Origin of the sequence: Streptomyces alkaliphilus, assembly GCF_014141535.1 — a bacterium.
Taxonomy (GTDB): domain Bacteria; phylum Actinomycetota; class Actinomycetes; order Streptomycetales; family Streptomycetaceae; genus Streptomyces; species Streptomyces alkaliphilus.
Map to the genome: position 1 here is coordinate 1 of NZ_VKHT01000184.1, position 6,655 is coordinate 6,655.

Consider the following 6,655-nt stretch of genomic DNA (forward strand, 5'->3'; position numbering starts at 1 on the left):
ACGATCCCCCGACCCCGGAGCGGGGGATCGGGACGGAATCCCCCCGCTCCCCCGCTCCTTTCGGAAACACGCCCGACACGCCCGACGCGACATCGTGGACGAAATCTCCCGGATTCCCCGTCGCCCCGGCGGCCACGCCGCTCCCGGCCCGGGCGCCGGTTCACGGTGGGCGCACGGATTCGCCACGGGGCGCGCCCGTCGCGCGGTCGTGACGGGCGTGAATCCGGGGGATGTTCCGCCGATCAACGGACCCACCGGCGGTTTCCCAAGACGACACAATCCGGTCACACGGGTTCCGATTGCCCCTCCCCCGGGTGCGGGCAGGATTGTCCCCATCACCCGCTGAAGGCAGTACGCGTGTCCGATGCTTCCCCCCAGCCGAGTGAACGCGCCCGGGAGCCGCAATGCCCACATCCCACCCGACTCCCCCAAACCAGATAAAAAAGACAAAGCACCCCCAGCTCGGCGCCACTTCCCCACCGTCCCCGGGCGCCGACGCCGCAACCCTCGCTACTCCACCAGGTGATCACCACATGATCGGTCGCATTCCCGTCCTCGATGTCCAGCCCTTGATCGAATGCGGGCGCCGCCCGGTCAAGGCCGTTCCCGGTGAGACCTTCACGGTCACCGCGACCGTCTTCCGGGAGGGCCACGACGCGCTGGGCGCGAACGTCGTGCTCCGTGACCCGGCCGGCCGCCCCGGGCCGTGGACCCCGATGCGCGAACTCGCCCCCGGCACCGACCGCTGGGGCGCGGAGGTCACCCCGGACGCCGAGGGACGCTGGACCTACGCCGTCGAGGCGTGGGGCGATCCCATCGCGACGTGGCTGCACGTCGCCGGGATCAAGATCCCCGCCGGGCAGGACGTGGAGCTCGTCCTCGTCGAGGGTGCCGCGCTGCTGCGCCGGGCCGCCTCGGGCGTGCCGAAGGAGGGCGGGGGCCGGGATGTGGTGCGCGCCGCCGCCGCGACCGTCAAGGACACCTCCCTGTCCGTCGAGGAACGCTGGGCCGCCGCCCGCTCCCCCGAGGTCACCGCGCTGTTGGCCCGCCACCCGCTGCGCGAACTGGTCAGTTCCTCCCGGCCCGCGCCGCTGCTGGTGGAGCGCGAGCGGGCGCTGTTCGGCTCCTGGTACGAGTTCTTCCCCCGCTCCGAGGGCGCCCGGGTCGAGCCCGAGTCCGCGCCGGTCCCCGGCACCTTCCGGACCGCCGCCGAACGCCTGCCGGCCATCGCCGACATGGGCTTCGACGTGGTCTACCTGCCGCCGATCCACCCCATCGGCACGAGCTTCCGCAAGGGCCCGAACAACAGCCTGACCCCCGGCCCCGACGACGTCGGCAGCCCGTGGGCGATCGGCTCCCCCGAGGGCGGCCACGACGCGATCCACCCCGACCTGGGCACCATCGAGGACTTCGACGCCTTCGTGGAGCGGGCCCGCTCGCTGGGCATGGAGATCGCCCTGGACTTCGCCCTCCAGTGCAGTCCGGACCACCCGTGGGTCAAGGAGCATCCGGAGTGGTTCCGCTCCCGACCCGACGGCTCCATCGCCTACGCGGAGAACCCGCCCAAGAAGTACCAGGACATCTACCCGATCGCCTTCGACGCCGACATGCGCGGGCTGGTCACCGAGACGGTGCGACTGCTGCGCCACTGGATGTCGCACGGCGTGCGGATCTTCCGGGTGGACAACCCGCACACCAAGCCCGTGGTGTTCTGGGAGAAGGTGATCGCGGAGATCAACCGCACCGATCCCGACGTGATCTTCCTCGCCGAGGCCTTCACCCGACCCGCGATGATGCACACCCTGGCCCGGATCGGCTTCCAGCAGTCGTACACGTACTTCACCTGGCGCAACGACAAGAGGGAGCTGACCGAGTACCTCACCGAGCTGAGCGGTGACGCGGCCTCCTACATGCGTCCGAACTTCTTCGTCAACACCCCCGACATCCTGCACGCCTACCTGCAGCACGGGGGTCGGACCGCCTTCGAGACCCGGGCGGTCCTGGCCGCCACCCTCTCCCCCACCTGGGGCGTGTACTCCGGGTACGAGCTGTGCGAGAACGTCCCCGTGCGGCCGGGCAGCGAGGAGTACCTGGACTCGGAGAAGTACCAGTTGCGTCCCCGTGACTGGGCCGCCGCCGAGGCGGCGGGGGCGACGATCACCCCCCTGATCACCCGACTGAACCGACTGCGGCGGGAGCACCCGGCACTGCGCCGACTGCGCGCCCTGCGCTTCCACCACGTCGACAACGAGCACGTGATCGCCTACTCCAAGCGCGTCCCCGCCGGTGGACCGGGGGCCCCGGAGGGCGACGCCGTGCTCGTGGTGGTGAACCTCGATCCCCACCACACCCACGAGGCCACCGTGTCGTTGAACACGGAGGAACTCGGCCTCGCGACCGCCGACGGCGGCGCCGCCGAGCCCTTCCCGGTGACCGATCTGCTCACCGGGGAGACCTATCACTGGGGCAGGGCCAACTATGTGCGGCTCGGGCCGGAGCGGGCGGACGCGCCCGCTCCCTCGGCGCACATCTTCGCCCTGCGACCGTCCTCGGAGACCGGAGGGTCACCCAACCATGAGCGTCAATGAGCCGGTCCTCGACATGTTCGAGGACACGCCCGCCCGAGACCGCGACCCCGAGTGGTTCAAGCGCGCGGTCTTCTACGAAGTCCTCGTACGGTCCTTCCGGGACAGCAACGGGGACGGAATCGGCGACCTGAAGGGCCTCACGTCCAAACTGGACTACCTCCAGTGGCTGGGCATCGACTGTCTGTGGCTGCCCCCCTTCTTCCAATCGCCCCTGCGGGACGGCGGCTACGACGTCTCCGACTACACCGCGGTGCTCCCGGAGTTCGGCGACCTCGCCGACTTCGTGGAGTTCGTGGACGCCGCCCACCAGCGCGGCATCCGGGTCATCATCGACTTCGTCATGAACCACACCAGCGACCAGCACCGGTGGTTCCAGGAGTCCCGTCGGGATCCCGACGGGCCGTACGGCGACTACTACGTGTGGGCCGACGACGACAAGAAGTACGACGACGCGCGGATCATCTTCGTGGACACGGAGAGTTCCAACTGGGCCTTCGACCCGGTGCGCAAGCAGTACTACTTCCACCGGTTCTTCTCGCACCAGCCGGACCTCAACTACGAGAACCCGATGGTGCAGGAGGAGATCCTCTCGGCGCTGAAGTTCTGGCTGGACCTGGGCATCGACGGCTTCCGGCTGGACGCCGTGCCCTACCTGTACGCGGAGGAGGGCACCAACTGCGAGAACCTCCCCGCCACCCACGCCTTCCTCAGGAGGGTGCGGACCGAGATCGACGCCCACTACCCGGACACCGTCCTGTTGGCCGAGGCCAACCAGTGGCCGGAGGACGTGGTCGACTACTTCGGCGACTACTCGGTCGGGGGGGACGAGTGCCACATGGCGTTCCACTTCCCGGTGATGCCGAGGATCTTCATGGCCGTCCGGCGGGAATCCCGCTACCCGGTCTCGGAAATCCTGGCCAAGACCCCGCCGATCCCCTCCGGCTGCCAGTGGGGGATCTTCCTGCGCAACCACGACGAGCTGACCCTGGAGATGGTCACCGACGAGGAGCGCGACTACATGTACGCGGAGTACGCCAAGGATCCGCGGATGCGCGCCAACATCGGCATCCGGCGGCGCCTGGCGACCCTGCTGGACAACGACCGCAACCAGATCGAGCTGTTCACCGCGCTGCTGCTGTCGCTGCCCGGCTCGCCGATCCTCTACTACGGGGACGAGATCGGCATGGGCGACAACATCTGGCTCGGTGACCGGGACGCGGTGCGCACCCCGATGCAGTGGACCCCGGACCGGAACGCCGGTTTCTCCACCTGCGACCCGGGACGCCTCTTCCTCCCGACGATCATGGACCCGGTCCACGGCTACCAGGTCACCAACGTGGAGGCGGCGATGAGCTCGCCCTCCTCGCTGCTGCACTGGACCCGTCGGATGGTGGAGATCCGCAAGCAGAATCCGGCCTTCGGGCTGGGCACCTACACGGAGCTGGAATCCTCCAACCCCGCCGTGCTGGCCTTCATGCGGGAACACGGGGACGACCTGGTGCTGTGCGTGCACAACTTCTCGCGGTTCTCGCAACCGACGGAGTTGGACCTGCGCTCCTGGGAGGGCCGGTTCCCGGTGGAACTGATCGGTGGGGTGCAGTTCCCCCGGATCGGGGAGTGGCCGTACCTGCTCACCCTGGCGGGCCACGGCTTCTACTGGTTCCGGTTGCGCAAGGGGACGCCCGGCGGGGTCGGTGATCCGGCCGCGGCGCTCGCCGCCGAACGGGACGAGGGCGGCCGGCGGGCCGCCGAGCGGGCGGACGCCCGCACCCCGGGGAACTGAGCCGCCCCGGCACCGAACGGCGCCGGCACCGGTCGGGTCGCGTGCGACCGGACCGGTGCCGGTCCGCGCACGCCGGGGCCCCGGGCGGGCCCGGTCGGGCGGCCCGGGGGCCGGGGCTTAACCGGGACGTCATCCGGACGTTCCCGGCGACGCCCCGCCCCGGGAGAGCATGCGGGACACCGGCACCGTGCGGCACCGGCACCGCCTCACACGCGGTGGCGGCGTCACCGGCACGCCGGTACCGCGCGGGCAAGCCGAACGGCGCCCGGAGCCGGGAGCGAGGGCCCCGGTCCGGGCGGCGGTCGGGGAACTCCGCCCGGTGGCACCCGGGATTCCGCCGGAAACGGTGAAAGTCTCCCGGGAGGGACGGTTACCTCCCGGGACTCCGGGAAGTCTCCCCACTATCCCGATTTTTCATATCCTCACATGATCTTGTGGGCGCCTCCCGTGCCGATCACGGCCTCCGGGACGCCCCGGGAGACCCACCGGCCCCTCCGGGCCGGGGCACCGCACCACCGGCACAACCCGCTCCACCGGGTCGGCCGGCCGGGTGATCCTCACCCACCCGGCCGATCCCCCACGACACGTCCCACCGCACCGGACAGCAACATCCGTATTTCGGGACACTTCGCCATATATTCAACGTGCCCCGGGGAAAGGACGCCATGTCGGAAAGCTCTCCGCCCCGGACGGCCCCTTCCCGAACCCGGCCGGTCGGCACCCCCGCCGGCGGCGTGCTGCTCCGTTCCCTGACGGGGCTGCTCGCCCGCTGGCTGCCGAGCCGCCGCTGGTACGCGGGCAAGGGTCGTCCGCCCGGCGGACTCACACTCCTGTCGGCCACCGAGCTGCTGCCCTGCACGGCGGGCCCCCAGCCCGGGCTGCTGCACCTGCTCGTGCGGGTGGGCCCGCCCGGTCCCCGGATCGCCCCGGTCCCCGTGGGGCCGCCCGGCACGCCGACCGGCTCCCGGGGGGAGGAGGACGGCGACTGCTACCAACTCCTGTTGGGTGTGCGCCCCTCCCTTCCCTCGCACCTCGCCGACGCCTTCGTCGGCATCCCCGCCGAGGGGCCGCTGCGCGGCCGGGCCGTGTACGAGGCGCTGGAGGACCCCCGCCTGGTCACCCTGTTGCTGGAGCGGCTGCGCGCCCCCGGCGCCCTCGGGGCGCTGCGCTTCGAGCGGGCGCCGGACGCCGACATCCCCTCCGGCCTCCCCGGCCGGCTGCTGGGCGCCGAGCAGAGCAATTCCTCGGTCGTATACGGGAATTCACACATCCTGAAGCTGTTCCGCCGGGTGAGCCCCGGCATCAACCCGGACCTGGAGCTCTCGCTGGCCCTGGCCGAGGAGGGAAGCACCAGGGTGCCGCCGCCCGCGGCGTGGTTCGAGGCCGAACTCCCCGGTGCCTCCGAGCCGCTCACCCTTGGCGTCCTCCAACCCTTCCTGGCGGGTTCGCGGGACGGCTGGCACCTGGCGCTGACCTCCCTGGAACACCGGACCGACTTCGAATCCTGCGCCCGGGACCTGGGCGTGGCCACCGCCGAGGTGCACACCGCGCTCGCCCGGGCCCTGCCCACCGGTGTGCTGCGCCGCCCCCAACTGGAGCAGGCCGCCGCGGAGATGTCCCAGCGGCTCGACGCCGCCGCCGCGGCCGTCCCCGCCCTGCGCCCCCACCGCGCCGAGTTGCGCCGCACCTTCGACGCCGTCGCCGAGTACGGCCGGCGCGGCGGCCGGCTCGCCGCCCAACGCATCCACGGCGACCTGCACCTGGGCCAGGTACTGCTGCACGAGGATCGCTGGAGCCTGATCGACTTCGAGGGCGAGCCCGCCCGCCCGCTGGCGGAACGCCGCTCCCCGCAACCGACGATCCGCGACGTGGCCGGGATGCTGCGTTCCTTCGACTACGCCGCCGCGCAGCACCCGGACCCGGGGCCGCGCGGCCGGCGCTGGGCCCGGCTGTGCCGGGAGGCCTACTGCCGCGGGTACGCCGAGGGCGGCGGCCGCGACCCGCTGGAGCGTCCCGAACTGCTGCGCGCCTGGGAGACCGACAAGGCCGTCTACGAGGTGCTGTACGAGGCGCGGCACCGACCCGCCTGGCTGCACGTGCCGATGGCCGCGATCCGCCGGCTCGCCGAGGAGGCCGCCGCCTGACCCGGCGCCGGCGGTGCCCCGCCCCCACCGGTCGGGGGTGCCGCCGGCTCCGGGGCCGGGGCCGATCGACCGGACACCCGGCCGCCGGCCCCGGCTGCCGGCCATCGGCGTCCCGCACCCGTCCGACCGCATCCATCCCC

The 6,655-nt window shown here is 71.9% G+C and carries 3 protein-coding genes; all 3 read left to right on the top strand.

Annotated elements, in window-relative coordinates; translation table 11 throughout:
* Window positions 1-533 precede the first annotated feature (533 nt).
* The 3 genes from FNQ90_RS08610 to FNQ90_RS08620 all read left to right on the top strand — a co-directional run bounded on the left by FNQ90_RS08610 (window position 534) and on the right by FNQ90_RS08620 (window position 6,515).
* The gene (locus tag FNQ90_RS08610; RefSeq protein WP_182605821.1) at window positions 534-2,588 is read left to right on the top strand and encodes an alpha-1,4-glucan--maltose-1-phosphate maltosyltransferase; all 2,055 of its coding nucleotides are present in this window, start codon (window positions 534-536) and stop codon (window positions 2,586-2,588) included.
* Entirely contained in the window at window positions 2,575-4,371 is a 1,797-nt protein-coding gene (gene treS / locus FNQ90_RS08615; RefSeq protein WP_228470973.1) for a maltose alpha-D-glucosyltransferase, read from the top strand. Before FNQ90_RS08610 ends, treS begins: the two co-directional genes overlap by 14 nt.
* A 665-nt stretch (window positions 4,372-5,036) precedes the next feature.
* Window positions 5,037-6,515, top strand: coding sequence for a maltokinase N-terminal cap-like domain-containing protein (locus tag FNQ90_RS08620; protein ID WP_182605822.1), 1,479 nt, complete (start codon window positions 5,037-5,039; stop codon window positions 6,513-6,515).
* Window positions 6,516-6,655 lie beyond the last annotated feature (140 nt).